Raw genomic sequence first — 24,151 nt, 5'->3', positions numbered from 1 at the left:
TTTTTAACATCCTGTTCAATTATAATATGAAGTATTTGGCTTATCAACTCATCGATCCAAATTCGTAACATTGACAATTTTTCTACCAAAAAGTCGAAGCATAAAATCATAATGGCTGGCAAAAAAAGGGTAAACACAATAGATTTTCGTTATGTTTCTAAAACCAGGCGAAGGACCTACGAGTTATTGGGATAAATATCCGAAATATTCGGACTTTAATACTTGCATCGGATGCATTTGATCATATCCATTTTCATTGGAGTCTTTCCAGAAATGCTACCTCATTTTGTATTGATGTGTCACATGCGAAACACGACATTAACCGACAGCCCGTTTCTATTTTCTATTTGTAATTCTCCACCTAACTGTTTAGCGAGGCCATTCATCAGGCTCATACCAAGTGAATGTTTCCCTATGTTATCGACACCCTGACCAACGCCAACACCATTGTCGGCGATCGTTAGCTGATATTTTTTTTCTACCGTATGACAAAGCTTGATGGTGACAATACCAGTCCGCCCATCAGGGAACGCATATTTTAGACAGTTCGTGATAGCCTCATTAATAATTAATCCCAGTGGAACTGCTACGCTGACATCCAGTTCAAAGGGTGCTATATCCAAATCAAATCGCGCTTTTTGTGGCTCATTAAAACACTCCGTTAAATAGTCAACGATTTCTCTTAAGTACGATGACATCTCAATCGTCGCCACGTGATTTGATTTATACAGTCTTTGATGAATTAGTGAAATAGCATATACGCGGTGTTGACTGTTTTGTATTGCTGAAAGCGCTTGTTCATCCTGTAAATACGCCGCCTGGGAGTTGAGTAAACTCATTACTATCTGAAGATTGTTTTTAACGCGGTGGTGATTCTCTTTAAGTAACCACTCTTTCTCCTCCAGTAACACACGCTGTTGGCCCAGCAAATTCTCCTTTTCAAGTAGGATATTTTGGAGTGATTCATTCTTCTGATTTATTTCATTTTGTTTTTCTTGCAAAAGAGCGTTGCCTCGTTTCTTGATTTGAAACCTGCTGAAAGTTATCGCCAGGAGGCAAAGCAACAATACTAATCCGGTCACACCAACGTATTGACGAAAGTTCTGCTCGCTTAAAATGCTTTGCTGAATGAGATTTTCTTTCATTAACAAGTCTATACGTTGTTCTTTTTCGGCTGTCTCATGTTTGATTTGCAAATCAGCAATCTGATTGCTTAGTTTCTCGTTGTAAATGGAATCTGTTAGATTTTTGTAATTCTGATAATGTGCAATAGCGCTGACATACTTGCCACGGGCGGAGTCAAGTTTAAATAGTGATAATTGTTGGTGTTGCGCAGCATACGAGGATCGTATTTTTGCATTTAAGGCTATTGCTTTCTCCAGATGCACGCGCGATTTCTCGTACATTTTCATATTTGCATATAATCTCCCTGCCGTTTGGTGGCCAAACATTCTCACGCTCTGATCTGGGTCCGACTCCCAAAAGTCAATCAGCTGAATAATAAATTTTTCAGCGAGCTCGAACCTTTTCAATGCGGTATAGCATTCCGCATAAGCTTCGATAAATTGTCTTTTTGATCCCTCATCACTGTTGGACAATTCCCGCTCCATCTTTTTTAGATAGTCAAGGGCTTGGTAAGGCTTATGTGCCCTGATGAACGATTGGGAAATAAGCGCAACAGCGTTTGCAGCGAGATAGTCAATTTTTTGCTTACGTGAATACCAAAGCCCCTCCTCGTAATGTTTTAAAGCTTCAGATTCCAGCCTTAGATCAGCGTAAATTACGCCTAGTCCAAGATGAATAAATGATAAGTTTGTGCTGTCCCTGTTTTTTAAAGCGATTCTCAAACTGGATAGGCCGTAGTCCAATGCTTCGGTATAATTTTCCAAAAACCTCTCTACGCGTGAAAGCACTTGATTTATATACTGAGACTCCTTACCAAGTGAACGGTATATTTCCAACGCATGGAGTAGATTGCCTTTTGCTGCCGTATTCAGGCCCTTCATATTTTCAATTTCAGCAATCTGCGCAATCATGTCCGCAGCCCCCAACATGTCTCCAGATTTCTCAAACAGCTGCACGGACTGATAAAAGCATCGAATTTTTTCGAAGAAGTTCTTATCATCGAGTCCGTTGTAAGAATCGCCCAGAAAGTGCCATCCTTGAGCTTCTAATCTCACGTAGCTGTTTTTTCCTGACAAGTCAATTGCCCTTTGCACAACGGCTCGTGATGCCTCCTCTTCCCCTCGTTGAAGAAAAATGTAGCCTAACCTGAAACTGGCTAGAATTTCCCCTTTAGGAAATTGTATTAGTTTACTAAGCGCCTCCGCCTGTTTAATGTATTTGTAAGCAGTATCAAGATCTGTAACTACTTTTCCTGTGATATTCATCGCCGGATTACCTAATTCGAGCAAGGTATTTATCTTATTCGTATCTGGTTCGCTGCGGCGAAGCACTGTGCGCAAACTATCTTCTTGGAACGGCGTATGAATTTTAAACGTCTGGGCTTGTATTGTTAAGGCACTTGTAAGCAATGTAAACGCCAGGACAGAACAGAAGTATTTTAAAAAAATGCACATGTTCTAACAGAAAATAAGAATTCTTGCAAATTACTACAAAGCGAGAGAGCAAGTCAAACAGAGCGGATATCCCATTTATTTGAATTTAGCTTCTAAGTCCGAAATGTTCGGATGTTACTACGAGCAGCTCCATCTTATTCGGAGAAATTTTGGTCCTTAACTTTTTGCTTCTGCTTTCTACTGGAACTGCAATCGATTGAATGCGTTCTTGAGCAATTCGGGCTAAACAAGTTCTATTTCGTGAACTATTGGCATTGTAATGGGAAGTGCCATTAAGTATTCGAATACACCTTACAAACAAATTTTTTACTTACATGAAAACAAAAATGATCCTTATGTCACTGACCGGGATATTATTCAGTCAATTTCTAATGACGATCGATGGTCTTAGTCAGACCAAACGGGTGCCTGGAAGCTACGGGCGTCAAGAATTTATTGAAGTTGAACCAAATGTGAAGCTTCATGTTACTGACCTGGGTCAAGGCCCTCCCGTAGTACTCATCCATGGATGGCCTTTAAGCGATGCTATGTACGAATATCAGTACGCGGCACTTGTTGAAAATGGTTTCCGCGTAATCGGCATCACGTTGCGCGGCTTTGGTTTGTCTGATAAGCCAGCGGGCAAGTATGATTACGACGTATTCTCTGATGACATCAAGATTGTCCTCGAAAAGTTGAAAATTCAGGATGCAACAATCGGTGGTTTCTCCATGGGTGGAGCAACTGTCATTCATTATGTTGCCAAATATAATGCAGCGCATGTGTCAAAGCTTGCATTGTTCGGCGCGGCTGCTCCGATCTGGACTAAACGCGATGACTTTAATTTCGGTGCTTGGACAAAAGCAGATGTTGATGGACTAATCAAACTGAACAACACCAATCGTCCTCAACTTTTCGAAAACTTTGGAAAGATATTTCCTGCGAGCGAAACGAGCGTTTCTCCAGGCCATGGCGCATGGTTGGGAACAATCCAATCTCAGGCGTCTCCTTACGCTATGGCAGAGGCAATGAAGACTTTGCGCGATAGTGATCTTAGAGGAGATTTGAAGAGCATCAAGATTCCAACACTCATTCTTCATGGTAAGCTAGATAAAATTTGCACGTATGATCTCGCAGAACAAATGCATGCATTGGTAAAAGGTTCCATCCTGGTCCCATTGGAAAAAAGTGGACATGCGCTATTTATCGAAGAATTAGACAAATTTAATTCCGAGTTGCTTAGCTTCATTAATAAGAAGTAAAGGACTTCCCAGGGGCTGTCGCAGCTGTGACAGTCCCTTTTAAACAATTCTTACAATGTGTAAGTCTCACTCGCGATAAGACAGACATCAAAAAAGCAAGGTTTTCGCGGTGAAAGCGATAATGTAAAAAGATATATTATAGAACTATATGAAATTACTGGTTAGTATGATTACCACATTTGGCCTATCGACATTTCTCTTCTCAAATTTTGCAAATGCGCAAGCACCTAAGTTAGGCCGTACTGAACTCATACGTGAGGACCTTAGCATTCCTGGACGAGAAGTTGTCCAGGTACGGGTAGACATTGCTCCTGATACAAAGTATCCTCGGCATTCTCATCCAGGCGAAGAGATCATATATGTAATCACGGGCTCATTGGAATATACCATCGATGGAAGGGCTCCAGTAACACTTACCACTGGAGATGTTTACTTCATCCCAGCTGGCGCCATTCACACAGTGAAAAACGTTGGAACTGACCAGGCCTCTGAGCTTGCAACCTATATCGTCGATAAAAGTAAACCACTGCTGTCTATTAGTAAATAGCATTATTTTGAGATACAGCGCAATCGCCCGAACAAAAATAGAAAGTCAGTAATATCTCACTGCCATCAGCCTCCAGCAATATTGGAAACTATATTGACCTGGTGCAGGTGGACCACTTATTATTTCATTATGGGCAAGGTTAAATGACAGGCAACGATGAAATTAAAGGTCTCCCGAGAATGGAAAGAGCCTTTCCCTGGGTTGAAATTGATCTGTTACTCATTACCTAGTTAACCGTTTTGCCGTTTTCTACTGTGAGCTGGAGCCTTCAGGAGGTAGATGGAGAACTACCCTCATGGTTCATCAGCTTCTGATGATTGTACACAAAATCTACAAGCTCGCTTGTCGCCATGCTTAATTCATCTGCACAGACGGTAAACCTTTCGGCGATGGCGCTGTATTCCTCCTTATTGAGAAAATCCTTTTGAATGAGATAGGATAACCCCTTTATTCTAGCCATCGGGCCTCGAATTTTATGAGACGCATTGAAGGCTATAGACTCAAGTACCAGATGGGTCTTCTCACGAAGCTGCTCATGCAGTTTCCGCTCGGTGATAGGCAAGCCGATTGAAAGGAACCCATTCGCCCTTCCGTGTTCATATACAATGGGCACTACAACACAATCAAACCAATAGAGCTCCCCTTGCTTGCTTTTATGCTCAACTTCGCCCCGCCAGGCTTTGCCGGCAAGAAGGCTGGCTCTCCGTTGATCGGCATTTGCCTCCTGGTGTGCCGGTGTGGCAAGCAGCGTATAATGTTTCCCTATTAATTCTTCCCGGGTATATCCGGAAGCCTTAACCAATTGATCATTCACCTGAACGAAGTTGCCCTCGAGATCACTTATCGTAGAGTAGAGATTTACGTCAATAGCATCGATGTAGGTTTGCAGCTCCAGTGTTTTCTCCTTTACCATGACTTCCAACTGACCTGTCAATCCGTGCAGCTTCTCATTAATGGAGTTGATTTCCTCGTTGTTGGATTTTAGCTCCTCTTGTACTGCCTGCACTTCGTTGTACTTTATTGTCAACTTTTCGTCATAGTGTTTCGCCAGGTCACGAAAGAAGGCAATCTGGAAGGAGATAATACCCACGGTATACAGCAAAATAACAGTGGGTACGACGTTGTAATTGATGTGGGGATCTGGAATGAATGGCGTTTGACTGTCGTAGACTTTGAAAAGTACAAAAATCAAAAAGCACAACAGATTACTGATGACGATCATGTGCTTTTTTTCAAGTATCAGGGTTGCCATGGTAGCAATGGCAATTAATGTAAACTCATTTCCATTTCCTCTACCTTCATAGCACCAATAGCTTACGACGATCAGTGATCCTATCAGATAACTGTTTCGTGCTGCCCCAAAAAGGCCGCGATTATTTAACCACAGCACCAAAACAGCAACCGGAAGAATATAAAGCGGACCATAGTAATATTGATATCCAATCAGCGCATAGGTAATTGAAAATACAATCACCGAAAGCGAAGCAATGATTGACAGTCCATTGAGCAACATGACACGACCCCGTAACAGCCCGGGAGTAGTAGCGTGGTACCCCATTCTCAGGCCCTTTTTCCACCACGACACCATGATTCCAAAAAAACCGTCCGTTGCTGTAGTCATTTGGGTTCTATAATAGCCTTACTCAATTTACAACATCTCATACACTAATTGCAGCCTTGTTTCGGGGTTTTTGGCACCGACCGTGGGATAGGCTTTCCTGACGAATGATGGATCGTGCCGTAAAATGACGCGCAACGCTTAAAATCAGAAAAAATAAAGGAGCGATGTGAAATGTAACTCCACATCGCTCCCCCTTGAATTGCAATTTTCTATGAATTAATGAATTTCAGAATGTCGTTGTTAATCGTTTCTGCTTCTGTAGTCGGCATGCCATGTGGAAATCCCGGGTATAAAATGATCGTGCCCTTCTTCAACAGCTTGTGTGCTTTTACCGCGGTCGTAGCATACGGAACAATTTGATCGTCTTCACCGTGAAGTACCAGGACGGGCATATCCACGCTCTTCAGGTCCTCGGTAAAGTCTGTTTCGGAAAACACTTTAACACAGTCGTAGTGAGCTTTGATGCCACCCATCATGCCCTGTCTCCACCAATTATCCTGTATTCCTTTTGTAACGCGAGCGCCTTCTCTGTTGTATCCAAAAAATGGCACGGTAATGTCCTGATAAAACTGCGCCCGGTTGTGTCGGGTATTGTGCCGAATGTCATCGAAGACAGCCAGCGGAACGCCGTCGGGATTTCTGTCATCTTTGATCATGTACGGCGTAACGGCACTGATCAACACGACTTTCGCAACGCGGTCTTTACCATATTTTGCCGCATACCGTATGGCTTCACCACCGCCCGTGGAGTGCCCCACGTGAATGGCATTTTTAAGGTTTAAGTGCGCTGTAAGCTCGGCAACGTCTGCCGCATAGGTATCCATATCGTTGCCCGTATACGTTTGCGTGGAGCGTCCATGGCCGCGTCTGTCGTGCGCAATGACACGATATCCCTTTTCAAGGAAAAACATCATTTGGGCATCCCAATCGTCGGATGACAAAGGCCAGCCATGATGAAAGAAAATGGGTTGTCCTGAACCTAAGTCTTTGTAGTAGATTTCTGTTCCGTCTTTAACTGTGAATTTGTTCATCTTCGTGAGGTTTAAATTGTTATGAATAATTTGATGATGTAAAGGTGGGGTAAATTAACAGGGCCATCCATGGATGCTTTTCCCTTTGAATGGCACTTTTTTCCCGGAGCATTATCGGAAGTCGTCCAGTGATATTTCCTGTAACGGATCACCGCCATCGATAAAAAATCTGCCATTGCTTTTAAGTGCTTTCGCGATTTTTCCCAACGCTTGTTTCTCAAGTTCCGGACGTCGTCCATCCAGCGCACCTACTCGCACGGCAAAAGCGAGATCAAAACGTTTGTCCCTCGCGTCTAATTCAAAATCTTCAACAGCAACGTGACGGAAGTATATCCGCCCCGATTCTAATTCGCTCGTTGATCCATCCATCGCTTGCCGAATCGCCTTCTCCGAACGATCTATTGCCAGAACATAGCTGCGCTTTGTCCTCCTGCAAATTTCCCGTGCCGCTGCGCCTGGTCCGCAGCCGATTTCCAGGACACGCATTCCCTCTTTCAAAGGCAGTGCATCAACAATCTCCATGAGTCTTTTGGAAATACGCTCAGCCATGGTCGGGTAAAATTTAAGACATGCAAATTATTACAAAATCCGCAACCCGCCACATTCCGGCTCGTACTTACGCTCATTTGAGCACCTGCACCCCGGCCCTGGTATTGTTTACCCGAACTACACACGGCGTGTAAGACAGGGCCAGAAATATGTACCAGAACTTGTGTCGGCGGCAGTGCCGGAAAATTCGTTATTTTTAGTTACCATGAAGCATATCCTTTTTATTTCCCTGCTCTTTCCAGCCTACCTCCACGCGCAAGGTAACGACCAGGTCAGCATTGATCGCATTACGCTTGAGTCCAAAATTCTTGAAGAGAATCGTTCTATTTACATTCAATATCCAAAACCGAACCCAAAAAATCCGGCTGCGGCATATCCGGTATTGTATCTGCTGGATGGCGAAAGTCATTTCGATCTCGTTTCACAGCAATGTATTTACTTGAGTCGCTGGGATGTTAATGTCATGCCGGAAATGATCGTTGTGGGAATTGTGAATACAAACCGTGTCCGTGACCTTACGCCAACGCATTCCATCCTCGACTATTTTGGAAAAACAGATACGAGTGCTACGTCGTGGCTGAAACCAAGCGGAGGTAACGAAAAGTTTTTTCAGTTCATACAAAATGAATTGATGCCCTATGTTAATTCTCATTATAAAACACAGCCATTCAAAATATTTGCAGGGCATTCCTTTGGCGGGATCACCGTGGTTAATTGTCTACTGACGCGGCCAACATTATTTAATGCATATGTTGCCGTAAGCCCTTCCTTTTGGTGGGACCGAGGTAATTTATTGAAACTTACTGATCAAAAATTAAAGAAAGGCACTGCGCTCAATAAAATTCTTTTTTACAGCGATGGCAATGAAGGGGCTTCCGATAAATCCGCATTTCATTCAAACCTTTTAACATTTGATTCATTAATAAACACACGATCTTTATCCGGCTTGCGTTATAAATATGTTTACTATCCGGAGGAGAGTCACATGTCCGAACCCCTGTTTGCTTACGCCGATGCATTGCGATTTATCTTTAAAACCTGGGCTCTCCCACCGATAAGCGAAAAAGATGTGAGTGGTGAATGGATCTTAAAGCATTATACCAAGCTGACGGAATTGTACGGATATACCATTTTGCCAAACGAGAAGAATATCTACGATTGGGCATTGTGGCTGGCGAGCAAACCTGATTACCTTGATAATGCCATCAGCCTTTTGGAAATGCTTACGACTGTATACCCCACCTCTTCTAAAACGTTTCTCACGCTAGGAGATGTTTATGATAAAAAAGGAGACAAGAAAAAAGCGCTGAGTAATTACCAGAAAGCCGCTACGCTCGATCCCGGCTCAGCAGAGTTAAAAGAAAAAATAAAGTGATTGAGCACATTCCAAAGTGCGCTATAATGCACTTTAACACATAAAAAGCATTCGTACTTCCCGCATTCTGTAGTACTTACTAATTAAAAATTGAACCTATAAATTAAAAAATTCAATCATTTGGAATATTCTTCTATATACCGTACTCATCTATTTCAGCATCATATTTAATCCGTAACCACGTCAATTTCAGCGTACCCTATCGTATTGTTGCCCTCGGTGTTTTTTAATGCGCGCAAATTAATGAAACGAGCCTTTGTAGCAGAGAACTTCTTGATTTGCCAAACACGGTTGTTTTTGATATTCGCGAATTCTCCATGATCTGCCAGTTTCCACTTTTTGCCATCACCCGAGACGTAAAGCTCGTACTGGGTAATCCCAGGATTCCACATGCCCGGATCGGGGTGATACTTGAAACCATTTAAATTCTTCTCACTTCCAAAATCAATCACAAGATCCACGGGCAATTTCTCCTTACGTTGACTCCAGGTGGTGGAGACATCTCCATCTAGTATGGCATATACTTTTTCATCTTCTGCTTCAACGATCTTCCAATCCTTTCGGCAAATATCAAATCTTTCAATCGCCACCGGGCTGCTCTTGTCTGTAGCAGGATCGTAAGCAATTGCTTTTACATTCACTTTTCCCTCTGTCGGAACAGGGCCTTCATACTTTTTCGATTGCTGCGTAGGTTCATTGCCATCCAACGTGTAATAGAAATAAGGCCCGATGTCATTTGTCTTGATCGTTATTTCACCGGATTTATTTCTCATAATACTGGGAGCATTCAAAAACACCGGCGCATTGTAAATTCCGATATTGGAAATTACAGGACTACCTTTCGCACCGGTAATACTGAAACGCACCTTTGTTGTTTCTACCCCCGGAAAACGAAGGATGCGTTTGTATCCGATGGTCGTCCCCCTGGCTACCTCATTCCAGGCCCCATCGATAAACGCTTCCACAATAAAAGACTTCACCCGCTGTCCCGAGCGGATATATTCCTGGACCAGGAAACGGTTGAACAAGGTTGGCTTTTCAAAATCTATCGTCAGTGAGGGTGTTGTCACGCTATCATCAGATGTCCAATACGTATCTTTATTGCTATCCACTACATACTCTGCTCTAAATTGTTTTGCATTACCGCGCACATTCGAAGCACTTACCTTCCGATTTTCCGCAAGGTTTTTAGCAAACGAAGCTTTCACCGTAGCTGCAAACTCCAATACTGCTTTTTCGTCATTTTCATGAATCAGACCATTGGGCATGATCGGAAAGTTGAGAAGTAATGTACCATTGCGGCCAATGGAGTTATAATACGTTTCCATTAACTGAGGCACAGTTTTCACCTTACTGTCTTCATCAGGATGGTAGAACCACTCCGGCCGGATGGAAGTATTTACTTCAGCAGGAACCCATGAATCACCCGATTCCAAACCATAATGCAACATGGCCCATTCCACTTCTCCAGTGCCATTCAACAAACTCCAGTTTGTTTCGCCTACCAGGCCAGCTTCAGTTCCGACCCAACGAAGATCACCCCTGTCGCCTCCGTCATTCCATATCACGATATCGGGCTGCAATTCGCGAATCATCTTGTACGTATTCTTCCAGTCATAATACGTGGTACGGTCTATCTTTCGGTTTTCATCGGCACCCCCATAATACCCGGTTCCTCCGTTGGCCCCATCAAACCAGATCTCGAAAATGGGGCCGTAATTAGTCAGTAATTCCTTAATCTGGTTTCTAAAATAGGTGATATATTCGGGTTTGCCGTAGTCAGGGTGATTCCGATCCCACGGCGACACGTAGATTCCCAACTTCAAACCGTATTCTTTACAGGCCTCGCTCATTTCACGAACTACATCTCCCTTTCCATTTTTCCAGGGCGCATGCTTCACTGAATATTCCGTGTATTCGGATGGCCAAAGACAAAAACCAGAGTGATGCTTTGCCGTCAGGATTATCCCTTTCATCCCTGCCTCTTTGCAAATTCGCGCCCACTGACGACAATCGAGCTTTTCGGGATTAAACAGGTTTACATCTTCACTGCCATATCCCCAGGATTGATTCGTATACGTATTCAAAGAGAAGTGTACGAAAGCGTAATATTCCATTTCCTGCCACCGCATTTGGTCCTCTGATGGAACCGGGCAAAGAGGTGCCGGGGCATGGGTTTTGCTACAGCTGACACACAGAAAAAAGACGACTACATAAAAAAAATATTCGATTACATCCTTTGATTCTTTCATACGGAAATTAATGGATTTACTTAACACGAATCAAGACGTCTTCGTCTTTCAGTCGTCCGGAATAAGATTTTAATCTGATTGCGTCAGCCGGATAAATTTATCAATTCAACTCGACCATCGCTTTTATGACGCCGCTGGCTGGATCCAGCCATCCCTTGAATTCATCCTTGACTTGGTCAAAACGAACACGATGTGTGATAAAGGTCGTTGGATCTATTTCTTTTCGTTTAATCAATGAAATCACAAACTCAAAATCAGCTCTTGTTGCATTCCGGCTACTCATCAGTGTCGCTTCTCTTTTATGAAACTCGGGGTGGCTGAAATAAATCTCACCCCTCTGCAGGCCGATCAAAATATACCTCGCTCCATGTGACATGTACTGAAACGCATTATTGATGGCCTTTAAATTTCCCGTTGCATCCATAACAACGGTTGGCATATCACCATTCGTGATTGAATTTAATTGCGCTGTAACATCACCCTCCATGGCGTTAATGCAATGCTGAACGCCCAGCCTGTTTTTACAGAAACTTAACCGGTCAGTATTAGTATCGAGCGCAATCACTTTCCCTCCCGCTACACGCACAAGCTCCATAATGCCCAATCCAATAGGCCCGGCGCCGACCACTAAAACAAACTCATCTTTTGTTATTCCAGCCCTTCGCACGGCATGTGCGCCGATCGCAAAAGGTTCAACCAGGGCCAGGACGTCCAGGCTTAGGCCATTACCATGAATTAAGGAATAAGATGGTACGGAATAATACTCCGCCATGCCACCATGCTGATGAACGCCACACACCCTTATGTTGACGCAAGCATTTTCTTTCCCATTGCGACACGCAATACACCTGCCGCAAGAGAAATAGGGAACAAACGTGACGGCTTCACCAATCTCAAAATCGGGAGCATCATCCACGGCAATCAATTCACCCGAAAGCTCATGACCCAAAATGCGCGGATATTCAAAAAATGGCTGTGTTCCTTCAAAGGCATGTAAATCGGTTCCGCAAATTCCAATTCTCCTGATCTTGATGATGGCATGGCCTGTATCTAGTTGCGGCCGTTCCGCAGTTGCGTAGTTGAACTCGCCGGGTTTCGTGCAAACTAATGTTCTCATTCTCTTTCCGGTGATATCCCGGCAATTTAGGATCAACATCAAGCTTGCCGTTAACACCAAAAAGACATTATTTTGCTTAAATCCGACTTTTTCCAACTTTAAAGGGATCGCATGGTAAAGAATTTAGTGGGTTATAATTTCTCACTTTTACACGTTGACTATGTTAAGCTGACTAAAAAGTGGAACTACGCCAATGTCATCAGTCCATATTTTAGAATATACTATATCGATGACGGAGAAGGGTTTATCACCAGTAAACAGGATAAAATAAAGCTTGAACAAGGCTATTTATATATTGTCCCGAGCTTTACCCTGTGCCACCTGTTTTGCAAGGCGTATGTAAGCCAGTATTTTCTTCACTTTTTCGAAGAATCTGCAGAAGGCATTTCACTGTTTGAGAATACCAGAAAAGTGATCAAAGTCCCAGCGTGCAACATAGACATTGCAAACTTCAAGCGCCTACACGAAATCAACCCTGGACGGGGCATAAACCGTTCAGACAATCCGAAGGACTATGAGAAACAGGTTTATTACAAACACTATCAGGAACTCAACAAAACAGTGAGTGATGCTACTTACTTTGAAACGCAGGGCATAGTACTTCAATTAATGTCCCGGTTTTTAGATTCACGTAGCTTTAAAAGCAAGACCCCAGACCCTATACCATCAAGGATCTTAGAAACCATGCGACATATTCAAGTAAACTTAAAGGAAAATCTAACCGTCCATTACCTGGCCGAAAGAGCAAACTTGCATCAGGATTATTTCTCAAGACTATTCTTAAAACACGCAGGGCAAAGGCCTTTAAGCTACGTGCACGAGAAACGAATCGAACGCGCCCAGTATTTAATCGCTACGACAGATTTGTCTTATCTGGACATTGCCGAGAAGGTAGGGTTTGAAACTTTATCTCATTTTTCAAAAATTTTTAAAAAGGTCACCAGCCTCACTCCCGGTGAGTACAAGAAACAAAATGGATTATAAAATGAAATAGAATGACAACATGAATGCCTGAACCGGGCAGTGAAACCAGCCTGTCGGCAAATCAGGTTGCCCATGCTCGACGTGCAACGATTAAATAGTTACGGCAGTTGGTACTGTTCAAAGAACGTCCACATAAGGTCCGTAGCATCAATGGCCGTTGAGGGTTCGTCGGCCCGTGGTTGTGGTTTCAGCCCACCTGGCCATGAATGTCCTCCATCTTGCGTAAGGTAGTATTGGATAGTAACATTTGAATCGCACGTAGACCATTTTGTAAGTTTATAGGCCGCATTATCTACCTCCACCTGTGGCAACGATTCACACTCGTTTAACCGAGACCATACATCTAAAACAGAATCAATTGGAGGGTAATGGTAACCACCAATACCAATGCCCCCGTCGCTGGGAATTTTCGTGTCGAGCTTTGAGTGCATGTGCAATATGGGTACGCTTCGCGATGGATCGCACGGTTCGTCCACCATCATGGAACAACTTACAGCTGCCATGGCGGCAATTTTCTCGGGCATTTCGCACGCCAGGCGGTAGGCCAGCATGCCGCCGTTAGACATTCCTGTTATATACACGCGCCTGGCATTGGCCCGGTAGTCTGAAATCATTAAATCGATCAGGGCACGGATAAAACCCACATCGTCAATGTTGTTTTCCATGGCGTAGTCACAGCACGTGCCCGCGTTCCAGGTGCGCACGTTAAACCTCCCCTCGCGTTGTACGCCTTCGGGGTACGCGACGATGAAATGCGTGCTGTTCGCCTTTTCTGTAACGCCGTAATCGCGGTCAAACTGGCTGGCGCTACCCCCGGTCCCATGCATGCCTACTACCAATGGAAACGTCGTCGTGTCGCTACCGTAGTAAGTGGAGGGTAGCACCAATAAGTACGTTCTGGTTATGCCCCCTACCGTTAGCGTTGCATGGAAGCGATATTCATTCGCCACGGCAGGATCGCTGCTGTCACAATTTGAAAACGGGAAGAAGAAAAACAATAAAAGGAAACTTCTCATAGAAGATGTCATATGATTCTACGGTTTTTAAAAATTTAAATACGGCCGTCCGGACCGTTGCCCACCGGAAGGGCAGAACCACTTTCCGGCACAGCAGTCGTGCCCGGCAATCCGTATTCGCTGGACAAGATTAAGCAGCGCCCGACAGGAAATCTCAACTTTATTAGCGAAGCATCTCAAATGAAGCATGACCTCTCCGACGCCTGACTTGAACCGATTGAACGACTACCCTATCTACCGCTGCTAGAAGCCCATCATTACTGTCCTGACGATCTCAATTGGAAATATCGATTGATCGTAAAGTGGCTGAAACAGGCTGTGAACAGACCCACAGCACCCTTGAAATGACGTATGGATAGAAAAAAAATGTGAACTTTGAGGGCCAAATGAGTAGCAAATACAAGGTAATTTTAAGTTTCTCCCTTGCGCTAGCGATCTTTTATACGCTGCCGTGGATAGCCCTTCATGAGCAATCACGTGCTTCGGATGGAATCTTTTCTGATGGCGCAGTGGTGGCGACACGGGTTACATATCTCTTCCTTTCCGTGTTTGCCACCAGCGTCCTGTTTTTTCAATACAATTTCTTCTGGAAGCATCCCCTTCGCGCGACCAAAAGCCGCGCTGTTCACCGCCTGCTCAATCTCTTTTACAACGGTGTGATCCTGTTCGTAACCTGCGCAGCGCTAGTGATTATCTCTCAACGTGTGCTGAATATTAATGCCTGGCGTGGCTTTCTAATTTTCTATGTATACCGAAATGCAGGCATCGGCCTAATGGTCATGCTGATTACTTATGTGCTCGAGCTTGTCCACAAATCCGAAAAAGACCGCATCGAAATACTTACCCTGCAAAACCAAAACACAGAAACAGAGCTGGCAGCGTTGCGTGCCCAAATTGACCCTCATTTTCTATTCAACTGTCTCACCTCGCTAAGCGGGCTCATTCGTTCGAACAGCAAAGACGCCCTGACATTTGTAGACCACCTGGCGGAAACGTTTCGCTATATTCTGGACAAACGCGAATATAAGATGGTCACGGTGCGCGACGAATTGCACTTCCTGGAGTCGTACATCTTTATGATGAAGCAACGATTTGACCAAGGCTTTCAGGTTACGATCAACCTGGTCGACGCAGACCTGGTAAAACATATTCCACAATTTGCCATGCAGATCACTGTTGAAAATGCGCTTACGCACAACGTCGTGTCGATTAAAAATCCGCTGATCCTGGAGATCGTTTCATCTGACAATGCTATTGTAATTCGAAATAATTGCAGGCCTAAACAGCGCATGGCCGGCCATGGAATTGGGCTGGCAAATCTCTCCAAGCGATACCAGCTTATCGGCGGAAATCAGATAACCATCACCAAAGACGAACATACCTTTGAAATTAAACTTCCCTTGCTGTGAATACCATTCATGCTATAATTGTGGAGGACGAAACGGGTGCAGCGACGAACCTTCGACTGTTGCTGGGCGAGATTGCCCCTGATATTACCATTGTGGAGATTCTGCCGGGGATCGAACAAACCGTGTCATGGCTTTCCACGAACCCCGCGCCGGACCTGGCATTTTTTGACATCCAACTGGAGGATGGGGTGTCGTTCGAAATTTTCAAGCAAGCCGACGTTGATTTCCCCATCATCTTTACTACCGCTTTCGACTCGTATGCCATCGAAGCTTTCAAGGTGAACAGCATTGACTACTTGCTGAAACCCATTACAAGTGATGCTCTTACATTTAGCCTCTCTAAGTACCGGAAGTCGGTCAGCACCCCTATAGATCGAAATATCATTGATAAAATCATGCGCACAATGGGATCCCGCCAGTCCTTTTCGAGTTTTCTTATCCATCATAAAAACAAACTAATTCCGATAGCAGAAAAGGACTTCGCCTATTTCTATATCAACAATGGACTGGTTCACGGCTGCACCTCCACAAATCAAGTTTATCTTATGGAGCAGACCGTGGAGGAGCTTAGCCTCCAGCTAAACGAGGAGCAATTTTTCCGCGCCAACCGTCAATACATTGTCAACCGCCTGGCCATTAAAGAAGCGGAATTATACTTCAACGGCAGGCTTTTGCTCCGACTCATGCCGGAGTCCAAAGAAGAAGTATTGATCAGTAAAATCAGGGTTCCGGTATTTAAGGACTGGATCAAAAAAGGTACTGTGATCTAGGAAGACGTCCACAAAATTTTGCCCAGGTACACAGCGGCTTCACCCACCCATATTTCAGCTTCACTTATCTTATTACGTATGGTCCATCACCATCGCTTTCTTTTGTACAAAACAAAACACACAAAGAATGAAAAAGATAACGTTCGTTACCGTACTACTTTTTAGTCTGTTAGCAGTTTGCAGCGCATCCTTTGCGCAGGAAAAGCTCGACGAATTTATGACGCAAACGTCTCCCGAGGAAAGGGCTCAAATGCAGACTGAATACATGAAGGAGAACCTTTCGCTTACCGGGATGCAGCTGCCCCTGGTGAGCGAAATTAACCTGGCCTATTCAAAAAAAATGCAAGCTGCCTACGAGGGCGAAACCGGAAAATTTAAACGCCTGAAAAAATTAAAGAGCGTGGCTGACGAAAAGGATAGCGCATTAAAAAAAGTGCTCGAACCTACCCAATACGAGCTATACACCAGGAATAAAGAGGCAATGAAAGAAAAACTGAAGGCAAGGGCAAAGGAGAAAAGGAAGGGCTAGCCCCCGTGACCGAAAAAGCGATCAGAAACATCGAAAAAAGTCATTGCGTTGATTAAACTTTTCGAGAAATTGGAAGTCTAATACACCTATGATGAAGTATTTGAACCTCCTTTTAGCATCTGCATTGCTTTTTTCGGGTTGTGGCAACGATGAGGAGCCACAACCCGCCCCTGATGAAGCAATGTATTATCCTTCAGACACGGCCGCTGATTGGGAAACAAAATCACTTTCCAGTTTGGGCTGGAATGAAAGTGCGGTCCAGCCTTTAAAGGATTATCTTATTGAAAAGAACTCAAAATCGTTCATGATTCTCGTGAACGGCAGGATTGTTCTGGAAGAGTATTTTAACGGCCATACATCAACCTCTTCCTGGCCTTGGAATAGCGCTGGCAAAACATTGGTAGCTACCACAACCGGAATAGCCCAACAGGAGGGACTCGTAAATATTAATAACAAAGTATCTCAATATTTAGGTACAGGGTGGACTAGTGAATCCATAGCAAAAGAAAACTTAATAACCTCAAGGCATTTGCTAACCATGACTTCGGGGATAAATGATGAAAATGATTTGGTAATTAAAGCGAACTTAACATATCTGGAAGATGCCGGTCTGAGATGGTCTTATCACAATGTTTTTCAAAAATTGATGGATGTGGTGGCCGAGGTAAGTAACCAGGAGTTCGAATCCTATTTCAACGCGAAATTAGAGAGCAAAATAGCAATGGACGGCTTTTGGAATAATGGTGTTATCTATAAGATTTATCATAGCAACACTCGTAGTATGGCGAGGTTTGGACTCCTTGCCCTGAACAAAGGGAAATGGGCAGACGAGCAAATAATAGACGAAGCATTTTTTAACGAAAGTATCAGCACATCCCAAAGCATAAATCCAGCGTATGGATATCTATGGTGGTTAAATGGAAAGACAAGCTATAGGGTACCAGGTGGTCAAACTGTCTACCAGGGGCACTTAGTTCCAAGCGCACCGAGTGATATGTATGCCGCTATGGGCGCAGAAGATCAAAGGATTTATGTGATTCCAAGCAAGAATATGGTGGTGGTACGAATGGGAGATGCATCCGATCCATCAAACCCGAATTTTGCGCTTTCCGGATTTGATGATGCCCTCTGGCAAAAAATAAATGCCGTAATAGATTAAACAGCTGGTTGGGTATCGCGAACGCAATGGTAGTGTTTCAAAAGCCAGCGATTGCAGTCCTCGAGCGCGCGCACCATTACACATTCACATTAAACAGATAACCGACCAGGGCCGACAATCCCATTGCAAGGGTACCCCAAACGACTATTCTCAGAATCGCTTTGCCGATACTGGAACCACCCGTTTTAGCGGATACAATCCCGAGGATAACCAGCGATATAATGGTAAATCCGTAAAGAAAATACTCCATGCTACTCACAGAAGCAACGAGCGTTACGATCAACGGCAAGACTCCTCCGGCGGTAAAGGCCGCTCCGGAAGCGAAAGCAGCTTGAATCGGGTTAGCCTTGCTGATTTCATTGATTCCCAACTCATCTCTGATGTGAGCAGCCAGGGCATCTTTAGCGGTCAACTCCTGCGCCACCAGCAACGCCGTTTCTTTCTTCAAACCTCTCCGTTCATAAATCTCCGCGAGGATTTGCAGTTCTTCCTCGGGCATTGCGTGAAGTTCTTCGGCCTCTCGTTTAATGTCGGCTTCCTCTATGTCGGTCTGTGAGCTAACAGATACATACTCACCCGCAGCCATCGACAGGGCACCTGCTACCAGTCCCGCGACGGTTGCCAGCAAGATCGGTTCCCGGGTGCTGCTGGCCGTAGCCACGCCGATGGCCAGGCTGGCAACAGAGATGATTCCGTCATTGGCCCCGAGCACCGCGGCACGCAGCCAGTTACTCCGATGTATGAAATGGCTGTCCAGGTAGTTATCGATGGTTAGCATAGCGTTATCAGGGGTGTGCATGAGACCGTCCCCGCTATTGCGAAATTACGGAACAGAATGCCAAAACAATGGAAGAGGAAGCAGAAAGATATATCATAATGTCCATTAGGTTGATGTGATAACCCGGCCCCGTCTAAACAAATCCTTCATAGAAGCGGAGATGGTATGCCCTCCGCTCACAATGCTTCGCTAGAAAAATCGCTTCAATAGGTTTAATACTTTCTGTCCGTTTTCTTCCTTACCTCCTAATATTTCAGTAAATACCTTCTTGTCCTCAGTCGAAATATCGGTTTTGAACTGAACATCAGTCTTCGAGATATCGCGCGTACCCATGTGCCAGCTGGGAAAAGACTTTTCCTTGATGGGATTGTACGAAATCATCATGACATTCGAATGACGTGGATCTTTTTTGATTTTGTCATATAAGCTCATAATAACTTTGGCTTCTCCTTCCACCAGTTGAATAAACTTAGCCTCGGAATAAAGCAGAACCCCGGTAATGTTTAGCGAAGGGTTATTTTGCTTACAGGACGCAAGAATTTTTTCAATTTCTTCGGCTGTACAATTCGCTTTCCGATTGCTGACATAGACAAGTTGTGATAGCATAAATGATTTCCTTGATTTAGAACGCTTTTATGCGAGTTAAACAATTGAGCGAGCGTTTTGTTTAACTACTCACCTGAAACAACGCAAATGATAAGTAAATCGTGGAAACGGATCGAATTAGCTACAATTAGGACGTATGCATCGGGTACTATCCGGCCACGGTACAGCGGTTTACTACCCAAATAGGGCATTGCGCGGTGGATGTGCTTTCCTTTTTTTTGCCCTCTTCAAAACTTTAAACCTAAATGAAAAAGAGCCCTTACGCACTATTTGTAGTCGTAGCATCACTATGCAGTGCTTGTAATTTTAGCGCTGGCACAAACACAGACTTCGTTACGGGTTTATCCTATTCCTATAGGGGATTCAGAGCCGAACGTGTAGTCCTTGTCGGTCCCGACAACGCGGCCATGAGCAGCAACGAGGTGGTGCTGAATTCGCAGGTTACCATCCTGGTACAAGGCCTTTCCAACTATGAATTGAAGAATGAAAAGGCTTTCCCGGGGATGGCGATGACGGTGACGGATCAGGCTGGCGTGGCCGTGATCAGCGAAGCCGATTTGTTTTCTGAAGGAAAGGAAGGCTATTCCCCTGCCGATGCTTCGTCCCTGCGCAGCATTGTTACCGTTGCGCAACCCATGGTCTCCGGTGAAACATATCATGTAAAAATACGGGTATGGGATAAGATAAAACCTGAAAAAGAGCTCACAGCCGAAGTAGATCTAAAAGTTAAGTAACGAATGATTTTTATCATTTTTTAAAATCACGCCGGGTGGTAGATTGTCGGTTTATTACAAAAATACGATAGTCATGGAGCAGCCTTTTGAAGTGGATCAAATTGTTCAACGGTATGCCATTCCGCTCAATAGCAATATTCTACATTCTTATCACGAATTACAGGACATAAACATTGACCGTGAATTCATTTACGTATTACTTGAATCCTTTGAAAATCTCAACGATTTCGCACCAGCACAATACGAGCGGTTTTCTCTTCAGACAATAGTAGATTATATCAGAAGGACGCATCGCTACTACTTGTCAAAAAAATTACTTGAAATCGAGCAAAGTATCGGTATCCTCTTGAAGAATTACGATGGCAACCATCCGCTCCTTTCCGTGCTGGACAGGTTTTACAGCAACTATAAGAAAGATTTAATTGAACACATCAAGGCAGAAGAAGTTCATGTACTGCCTTACATTGATATGCTTCTAAAGTCAGAGCATGAAAAGACCTTGCCGTTAGACAGCACGCATCAATCCAAAAACTTCTCATTGAAAAGCTTCGTCGATAATCACCATGACACCGAAGAGGACCTATCAAATGTAAGGAACACGATTTTGCAGTACCAACCACCAGTCACAAATGAGACTCCATACCGAATCTTACTCACGCAGTTGCACGTGTTTGAAAGAGACCTCGCTGTTCATGCCTTGATTGAAGATCACGTCTTGATTCCGCGAGCGTTGGCGCTGGAAGAAAAACTGACCGAAGCAAAAACCCGTTAACGGTCGCTCAACCGTTAAGCTTATTTTTTCCTGGCCATATCCGCTAGCTTGCGAAAAGAAAATTACCTCCATAGCCCGGTCACGCCTCCTGCTCAACCCTCCCAACAGAGGAAGCAGTAACCGGGAGCCTATGAAGGCATGTTCTTATGCTACTGTCTGTGCTACAAAGTCTGTTGACTTGCTCAGTGCTTCATTTGTACGTAACTCCTGTTGCAGGGTCTCAATCTTTCCATTCGCCATGTTGAATGAATCGGTCCCCAGGAACAGATGCAGCGGAGGGTTTTTACTTTCGCCAAGGGTTACAAACGCTGCGGCTGCTTTTTCAGGATCACCCGGTTGGTTTCCGATTATTTGTGTATCGTGAATTACCTCCAGGTCGCGTGCTTCCTTGTAATCTGCAATCCGATTCTTGGCGAGGCGAAGCGATCCTTGCTTTAAAAAGTTTGTCTTAAAATAACCAGGATAAACAATTGTCGCGGTGACGCCATGCGACTTCGCTTCCACGGCGAGCGCTTCTGTTAAGCCTGCCACGGCAAACTTCGTGGCGTTGTAAATACCCCAGCCAGGGAAGCCACCCAGGAAGCCGGCGATAGATGAAATGTTGATGATCCGACCGGATTTTTTCTGACGGAAATGCGACATCACCGCGCGAATAACGTTCAATGTTCCAAACACGTTGACATTAAAATTTTCATGCGCTTCTTCATCGCTGGTTTCTTCCAGGGTTCCGAGTTGTCCATAGCCGGCGTTGTTTACCACCACGTCGATCGTTCCGAATTTCTGTAAAGTCTTTTCGATACTCGCCCGAACACTCGTTTCGTTCGCGATGTCCACGCCAAGAGACAGGAAGTTAACGTTCGATCCGATTTCTTTGTCCAGGTCGCTTACGTTCCGTGATGTTGCCGCGACGCGGTATCCGTCGTGAATAAGTTTTTTGATCAGAGCCAGGCCTAAACCTTTTGAGGCGCCCGTAACGTACCATACTTTTTTCGTTTCCATACATGTTTGTTTTAGGGTTGACAAATTATTAATGATGTTTTCTAGCCGTGTATTCGGAGGATAAGCACAACACATACTGCATGCTTATCGCTCCTGAATTCTAATTGTTAAGGGTTACTTGTTTAGCGCCACAATGATGGCCTCCGCCATTGGGATACTCGATGCTGGATTCTGACCGCTGATGACGTTGCCATCGGTCACCACGAACGCCTCCCAGTTCTTTTCACCACGCTGGTAGTTTGCGCCACATTGTCTAAGCCGCGACGCCAGGAGCCAGGGCGCATTGCTTGCCGTCCCGAACTCGATTTCTTCTTCATCGCTAAAGGAAGTCAGCGTTGTACCTTTGAACAACCAGTTACCTTTCTCGTCGACTGCACTTAAAAGGGCAGCCTGACCATGACAAATGACACCGATGATCTTATTCGTCTTTTCGGCTTCGAAAAGCACGTGACCCATGTCTTTGTCTTTATAAAGATCTTCCACAGGTCCATGGCCACCGGGAATCACTACGGCATCATACTTTGCCATATTTATCTTACCGAGTACAAGTGGATGAGAAATTTCACCCGAAAGATCTTGCAGGTACTTTTTGAACGCGTCTACTCTTGCTCCCGCAAACTTGGGATCGAGGCTATGCGGGTCGGCCGTTGGTTTCTTTCCACCCGGAGTGGCAATGTCAACGTCAAAGCCAGCTGCAACAAATTTTTCATGTACATCGACAAACTCTTCCGTCCAATATCCGGAAGGATATTTCGATCCATCAGCGCGTGTCCATTCGCTCGCGGCTGAAAGGACGATCAGAATTTTCTTCCTGGGTGGTGTATTTGAGTTGTTGCCGTTAGCATACGTACATGTATTTGTTGCCAGGGTTGCTATCAACACCAACAGGCCTGCCAGGAATTTTGAAATAGAAGCTTTCATTGTATTCATAATTTTGTGCATTGAATTATGATACAAATAACGGCTACAGGGGGTAGCCAGGCCTTACGCACATCAGAGGGATACTTGTGAGTTTCAAAGATTGGATGGCACGGGCTGGAAGAATACAGACAACGGAACTAAAAGCAATACTATTGCACGTTCCATAGTGTCGAAACACCTGTGTAACAAATCGACGTTATGAAATTACGTTGTTTGTTAAGTATTGGCCTGGGCCAAACCGTCTTTCCTGAAAGTTGAGGGAGACACATTTTCTTTCTTTTTAAAGAAAGAGGTGAATGCGGCGGGATCGGAGAATCCCAACCCATGACTGATGTGACGAATGGTAAGGTCCGTCCGCAGAAGCAGTGTTTTAGCCTCGTACAACAGCCGTTCCTGGATATGTTCGCGAACCGTCTTTCCGGTGTTCTGCTTCACAAGGGCGTTTAAATAATTAGGATGGACATTCAGTTGATCAGCGAATTCGGTGGCCGTCTTGATCTTCACCGATGTCTGGCGATCGTTGAGCTGAAACGACGATTCGAGTAACGAAAGAAAATTATAGATATAGCCATAGCTCTCTGACACTGCTGCATTCTTCATGTTTTTACCCGCACGCTGAACCTCCACCAGCATCATTTGCAGATAGAGAAGCAGTGCTTGTTTCTTGTCGTCGTTGTCGCTCCTCGCTTCTTTTAAGATGTTTTCGAAATGCTGGTTTACCGCAGTAGACTGTCCGGCAGTTAACCGCACCACGGCGTTCGGCGCTTTGAAGTACGGGCAATTCTTCATGAGTTGATGAACGTGCTCAGCGTCGCGGTCGAAATAGCGGGGATGTATCAAACAAAAATGACCGCCGGTTCCCGGCGACGTGGTGTGCCACGACATGATCTCGTCGGGATGTAGGAAGGCGATGTCTCCAGGTCCGACTTCGTACCGATATAAGCCAACCGTGAGCACACCGGTGCCGGAAGTCATGTGAAAAATCTTGTAAAAATCCCTCCGGTTCGGAGAGATATAGTCTATGATGGGATAAGTTGCTCTATTCTCGATTACGAAATAACTGGTGTCGATCGGGTAATGTTGTACTTGCATCACCGGACCTTGGTAACTTGCCACAGCAAAAGGTTCCAACGCGAAACGGGGAATAGCTGTTTTTTCCATA

22 protein-coding genes are annotated in these 24,151 nt (G+C 44.6%); 10 read left to right on the top strand and 12 right to left on the bottom strand.

Translation table 11 applies throughout. The features are described from left to right. Positions 1 to 299: 299 nt before the first annotated feature. A complete protein-coding gene (locus K7P01_RS14395) occupies positions 300 to 2,579 on the bottom strand; it encodes a sensor histidine kinase (protein WP_267294129.1) in 2,280 nt (759 codons plus the stop codon). A gap of 314 nt (positions 2,580 to 2,893) precedes the next feature. Between K7P01_RS14395 and K7P01_RS14390 the strand changes: the two genes are divergently transcribed. Both K7P01_RS14390 and K7P01_RS14385 read left to right on the top strand, forming a co-directional pair. Then, positions 2,894 to 3,820 carry an alpha/beta fold hydrolase gene (locus tag K7P01_RS14390; protein ID WP_267294126.1) on the top strand — a complete coding sequence of 309 codons (927 nt, stop codon included), beginning with the start codon at positions 2,894 to 2,896 and terminating at the stop codon, positions 3,818 to 3,820. Between the two features lie 148 nt (positions 3,821 to 3,968). Next, complete coding sequence (locus K7P01_RS14385) at positions 3,969 to 4,367, top strand: cupin domain-containing protein (RefSeq protein ID WP_267294124.1); 399 nt, start codon at positions 3,969 to 3,971, stop codon at positions 4,365 to 4,367. Between the two features lie 268 nt (positions 4,368 to 4,635). On the opposite strand, the gene K7P01_RS14380 is transcribed toward K7P01_RS14385, so the two are convergent. The 3 genes from K7P01_RS14380 to K7P01_RS14370 form a co-directional block, all read right to left on the bottom strand. Beyond that, complete coding sequence (locus K7P01_RS14380) at positions 4,636 to 5,988, bottom strand: PAS domain-containing protein (RefSeq protein WP_267294122.1); 1,353 nt, start codon at positions 5,986 to 5,988, stop codon at positions 4,636 to 4,638. A gap of 209 nt (positions 5,989 to 6,197) precedes the next feature. Continuing rightward, positions 6,198 to 7,019: an alpha/beta fold hydrolase gene (locus K7P01_RS14375; protein WP_267294120.1), complete on the bottom strand. Its 822-nt coding sequence runs from the start codon at positions 7,017 to 7,019 to the stop codon at positions 6,198 to 6,200. 111 nt (positions 7,020 to 7,130) lie between these two features. Continuing rightward, positions 7,131 to 7,568: a class I SAM-dependent methyltransferase gene (locus K7P01_RS14370; protein WP_267294118.1), complete on the bottom strand. Its 438-nt coding sequence runs from the start codon at positions 7,566 to 7,568 to the stop codon at positions 7,131 to 7,133. A gap of 205 nt (positions 7,569 to 7,773) precedes the next feature. Between K7P01_RS14370 and K7P01_RS14365 the strand changes: the two genes are divergently transcribed. Further along, the gene (locus K7P01_RS14365; protein WP_267294116.1) at positions 7,774 to 8,943 is read left to right on the top strand and encodes an alpha/beta hydrolase-fold protein; all 1,170 of its coding nucleotides are present in this window, start codon (positions 7,774 to 7,776) and stop codon (positions 8,941 to 8,943) included. Positions 8,944 to 9,110: 167 nt separating this feature from the next. Here K7P01_RS14365 and K7P01_RS14360 read toward each other — a convergent pair whose 3' ends face one another. Further along, a complete protein-coding gene (locus K7P01_RS14360; RefSeq protein WP_267294114.1) occupies positions 9,111 to 11,195 on the bottom strand; it encodes an alpha-L-fucosidase in 2,085 nt (694 codons plus the stop codon). A gap of 100 nt (positions 11,196 to 11,295) precedes the next feature. Continuing rightward, complete coding sequence (locus K7P01_RS14355) at positions 11,296 to 12,312, bottom strand: zinc-binding alcohol dehydrogenase family protein (RefSeq protein WP_267295342.1); 1,017 nt, start codon at positions 12,310 to 12,312, stop codon at positions 11,296 to 11,298. Positions 12,313 to 12,423: 111 nt separating this feature from the next. Between K7P01_RS14355 and K7P01_RS14350 the strand changes: the two genes are divergently transcribed. Further along, a complete protein-coding gene (locus tag K7P01_RS14350) occupies positions 12,424 to 13,296 on the top strand; it encodes a helix-turn-helix domain-containing protein (RefSeq protein ID WP_267294112.1) in 873 nt (290 codons plus the stop codon). Between the two features lie 98 nt (positions 13,297 to 13,394). On the opposite strand, the gene K7P01_RS14345 is transcribed toward K7P01_RS14350, so the two are convergent. Further along, the gene (locus K7P01_RS14345) at positions 13,395 to 14,312 is read right to left on the bottom strand and encodes an extracellular catalytic domain type 1 short-chain-length polyhydroxyalkanoate depolymerase (protein WP_267294110.1); all 918 of its coding nucleotides are present in this window, start codon (positions 14,310 to 14,312) and stop codon (positions 13,395 to 13,397) included. Between the two features lie 386 nt (positions 14,313 to 14,698). On the opposite strand from K7P01_RS14345, the gene K7P01_RS14340 reads away from it, so the two are divergent. The 4 genes from K7P01_RS14340 to K7P01_RS14325 all read left to right on the top strand — a co-directional run bounded on the left by K7P01_RS14340 (position 14,699) and on the right by K7P01_RS14325 (position 18,179). Beyond that, positions 14,699 to 15,721, top strand: a complete 1,023-nt coding sequence (locus tag K7P01_RS14340; RefSeq protein ID WP_267294108.1) for a sensor histidine kinase — start codon at positions 14,699 to 14,701, stop codon at positions 15,719 to 15,721. Further along, entirely contained in the window at positions 15,718 to 16,491 is a 774-nt protein-coding gene (locus K7P01_RS14335) for a LytR/AlgR family response regulator transcription factor (RefSeq protein WP_267294106.1), read from the top strand. Before K7P01_RS14340 ends, K7P01_RS14335 begins: the two co-directional genes overlap by 4 nt. A 127-nt stretch (positions 16,492 to 16,618) precedes the next feature. Further along, positions 16,619 to 17,020, top strand: a complete 402-nt coding sequence (locus K7P01_RS14330; protein WP_267294104.1) for a hypothetical protein — start codon at positions 16,619 to 16,621, stop codon at positions 17,018 to 17,020. 88 nt (positions 17,021 to 17,108) lie between these two features. Beyond that, positions 17,109 to 18,179, top strand: coding sequence for a serine hydrolase domain-containing protein (locus tag K7P01_RS14325; protein ID WP_267294102.1), 1,071 nt, complete (start codon positions 17,109 to 17,111; stop codon positions 18,177 to 18,179). A gap of 76 nt (positions 18,180 to 18,255) precedes the next feature. Here K7P01_RS14325 and K7P01_RS14320 read toward each other — a convergent pair whose 3' ends face one another. Both K7P01_RS14320 and K7P01_RS14315 read right to left on the bottom strand, forming a co-directional pair. After that, positions 18,256 to 18,957, bottom strand: coding sequence for a VIT1/CCC1 transporter family protein (locus tag K7P01_RS14320; protein WP_267294101.1), 702 nt, complete (start codon positions 18,955 to 18,957; stop codon positions 18,256 to 18,258). 189 nt (positions 18,958 to 19,146) lie between these two features. Beyond that, complete coding sequence (locus K7P01_RS14315) at positions 19,147 to 19,563, bottom strand: BLUF domain-containing protein (protein ID WP_267294099.1); 417 nt, start codon at positions 19,561 to 19,563, stop codon at positions 19,147 to 19,149. A 245-nt stretch (positions 19,564 to 19,808) separates the two neighbouring features. Here K7P01_RS14315 and K7P01_RS14310 point away from each other — a divergent pair, with 245 nt between their 5' ends. Together K7P01_RS14310 and K7P01_RS14305 are read left to right on the top strand one after the other, a co-directional pair. Further along, positions 19,809 to 20,297 carry a hypothetical protein gene (locus K7P01_RS14310; RefSeq protein WP_267294097.1) on the top strand — a complete coding sequence of 163 codons (489 nt, stop codon included), beginning with the start codon at positions 19,809 to 19,811 and terminating at the stop codon, positions 20,295 to 20,297. Between the two features lie 73 nt (positions 20,298 to 20,370). After that, positions 20,371 to 21,069: a hypothetical protein gene (locus K7P01_RS14305; RefSeq protein ID WP_267294095.1), complete on the top strand. Its 699-nt coding sequence runs from the start codon at positions 20,371 to 20,373 to the stop codon at positions 21,067 to 21,069. 144 nt (positions 21,070 to 21,213) lie between these two features. On the opposite strand, the gene K7P01_RS14300 is transcribed toward K7P01_RS14305, so the two are convergent. The 3 genes from K7P01_RS14300 to K7P01_RS14290 form a co-directional block, all read right to left on the bottom strand. Continuing rightward, entirely contained in the window at positions 21,214 to 22,068 is an 855-nt protein-coding gene (locus K7P01_RS14300) for an SDR family oxidoreductase (RefSeq protein ID WP_267294093.1), read from the bottom strand. Between the two features lie 114 nt (positions 22,069 to 22,182). Further along, the gene (locus K7P01_RS14295; RefSeq protein ID WP_267294091.1) at positions 22,183 to 22,989 is read right to left on the bottom strand and encodes a type 1 glutamine amidotransferase domain-containing protein; all 807 of its coding nucleotides are present in this window, start codon (positions 22,987 to 22,989) and stop codon (positions 22,183 to 22,185) included. Between the two features lie 216 nt (positions 22,990 to 23,205). Then, positions 23,206 to 24,150: an AraC family transcriptional regulator gene (locus tag K7P01_RS14290; protein ID WP_267294090.1), complete on the bottom strand. Its 945-nt coding sequence runs from the start codon at positions 24,148 to 24,150 to the stop codon at positions 23,206 to 23,208. Position 24,151: the final 1 nt, after the last annotated feature.

It is taken from the genome of Parachryseolinea silvisoli, assembly GCF_021190955.1.
GTDB lineage: Bacteria > Bacteroidota > Bacteroidia > Cytophagales > Cyclobacteriaceae > Ohtaekwangia > Ohtaekwangia silvisoli.
The sequence above is the reverse complement of the archived record's forward strand: the minus strand, read 5'-3'. Positions and strand labels throughout refer to the sequence as shown.

Bases quoted from the DNA above. Each gene is read 5' to 3' on its own strand.
- K7P01_RS14395 (WP_267294129.1), bottom strand. From the start codon at position 2,579: ATGTGCATTTTTTTAAAATACTTCTGTTCTGTCCTGGCGTTTACATTG.
- K7P01_RS14390 (WP_267294126.1), top strand. From the start codon at position 2,894: ATGAAAACAAAAATGATCCTTATGTCACTGACCGGGATATTATTCAGT.
- K7P01_RS14385 (WP_267294124.1), top strand. From the start codon at position 3,969: ATGAAATTACTGGTTAGTATGATTACCACATTTGGCCTATCGACATTT.
- K7P01_RS14380 (WP_267294122.1), bottom strand. From the start codon at position 5,988: ATGACTACAGCAACGGACGGTTTTTTTGGAATCATGGTGTCGTGGTGG.
- K7P01_RS14375 (WP_267294120.1), bottom strand. From the start codon at position 7,019: ATGAACAAATTCACAGTTAAAGACGGAACAGAAATCTACTACAAAGAC.
- K7P01_RS14370 (WP_267294118.1), bottom strand. From the start codon at position 7,568: ATGGCTGAGCGTATTTCCAAAAGACTCATGGAGATTGTTGATGCACTG.
- K7P01_RS14365 (WP_267294116.1), top strand. From the start codon at position 7,774: ATGAAGCATATCCTTTTTATTTCCCTGCTCTTTCCAGCCTACCTCCAC.
- K7P01_RS14360 (WP_267294114.1), bottom strand. From the start codon at position 11,195: ATGAAAGAATCAAAGGATGTAATCGAATATTTTTTTTATGTAGTCGTC.
- K7P01_RS14355 (WP_267295342.1), bottom strand. From the start codon at position 12,312: ATGAGAACATTAGTTTGCACGAAACCCGGCGAGTTCAACTACGCAACT.
- K7P01_RS14350 (WP_267294112.1), top strand. From the start codon at position 12,424: ATGGTAAAGAATTTAGTGGGTTATAATTTCTCACTTTTACACGTTGAC.
- K7P01_RS14345 (WP_267294110.1), bottom strand. From the start codon at position 14,312: ATGAGAAGTTTCCTTTTATTGTTTTTCTTCTTCCCGTTTTCAAATTGT.
- K7P01_RS14340 (WP_267294108.1), top strand. From the start codon at position 14,699: ATGAGTAGCAAATACAAGGTAATTTTAAGTTTCTCCCTTGCGCTAGCG.
- K7P01_RS14330 (WP_267294104.1), top strand. From the start codon at position 16,619: ATGAAAAAGATAACGTTCGTTACCGTACTACTTTTTAGTCTGTTAGCA.
- K7P01_RS14325 (WP_267294102.1), top strand. From the start codon at position 17,109: ATGATGAAGTATTTGAACCTCCTTTTAGCATCTGCATTGCTTTTTTCG.
- K7P01_RS14320 (WP_267294101.1), bottom strand. From the start codon at position 18,957: ATGCTAACCATCGATAACTACCTGGACAGCCATTTCATACATCGGAGT.
- K7P01_RS14315 (WP_267294099.1), bottom strand. From the start codon at position 19,563: ATGCTATCACAACTTGTCTATGTCAGCAATCGGAAAGCGAATTGTACA.
- K7P01_RS14310 (WP_267294097.1), top strand. From the start codon at position 19,809: ATGAAAAAGAGCCCTTACGCACTATTTGTAGTCGTAGCATCACTATGC.
- K7P01_RS14305 (WP_267294095.1), top strand. From the start codon at position 20,371: ATGGAGCAGCCTTTTGAAGTGGATCAAATTGTTCAACGGTATGCCATT.
- K7P01_RS14300 (WP_267294093.1), bottom strand. From the start codon at position 22,068: ATGGAAACGAAAAAAGTATGGTACGTTACGGGCGCCTCAAAAGGTTTA.
- K7P01_RS14295 (WP_267294091.1), bottom strand. From the start codon at position 22,989: ATGAAAGCTTCTATTTCAAAATTCCTGGCAGGCCTGTTGGTGTTGATA.
- K7P01_RS14290 (WP_267294090.1), bottom strand. From the start codon at position 24,150: ATGGAAAAAACAGCTATTCCCCGTTTCGCGTTGGAACCTTTTGCTGTG.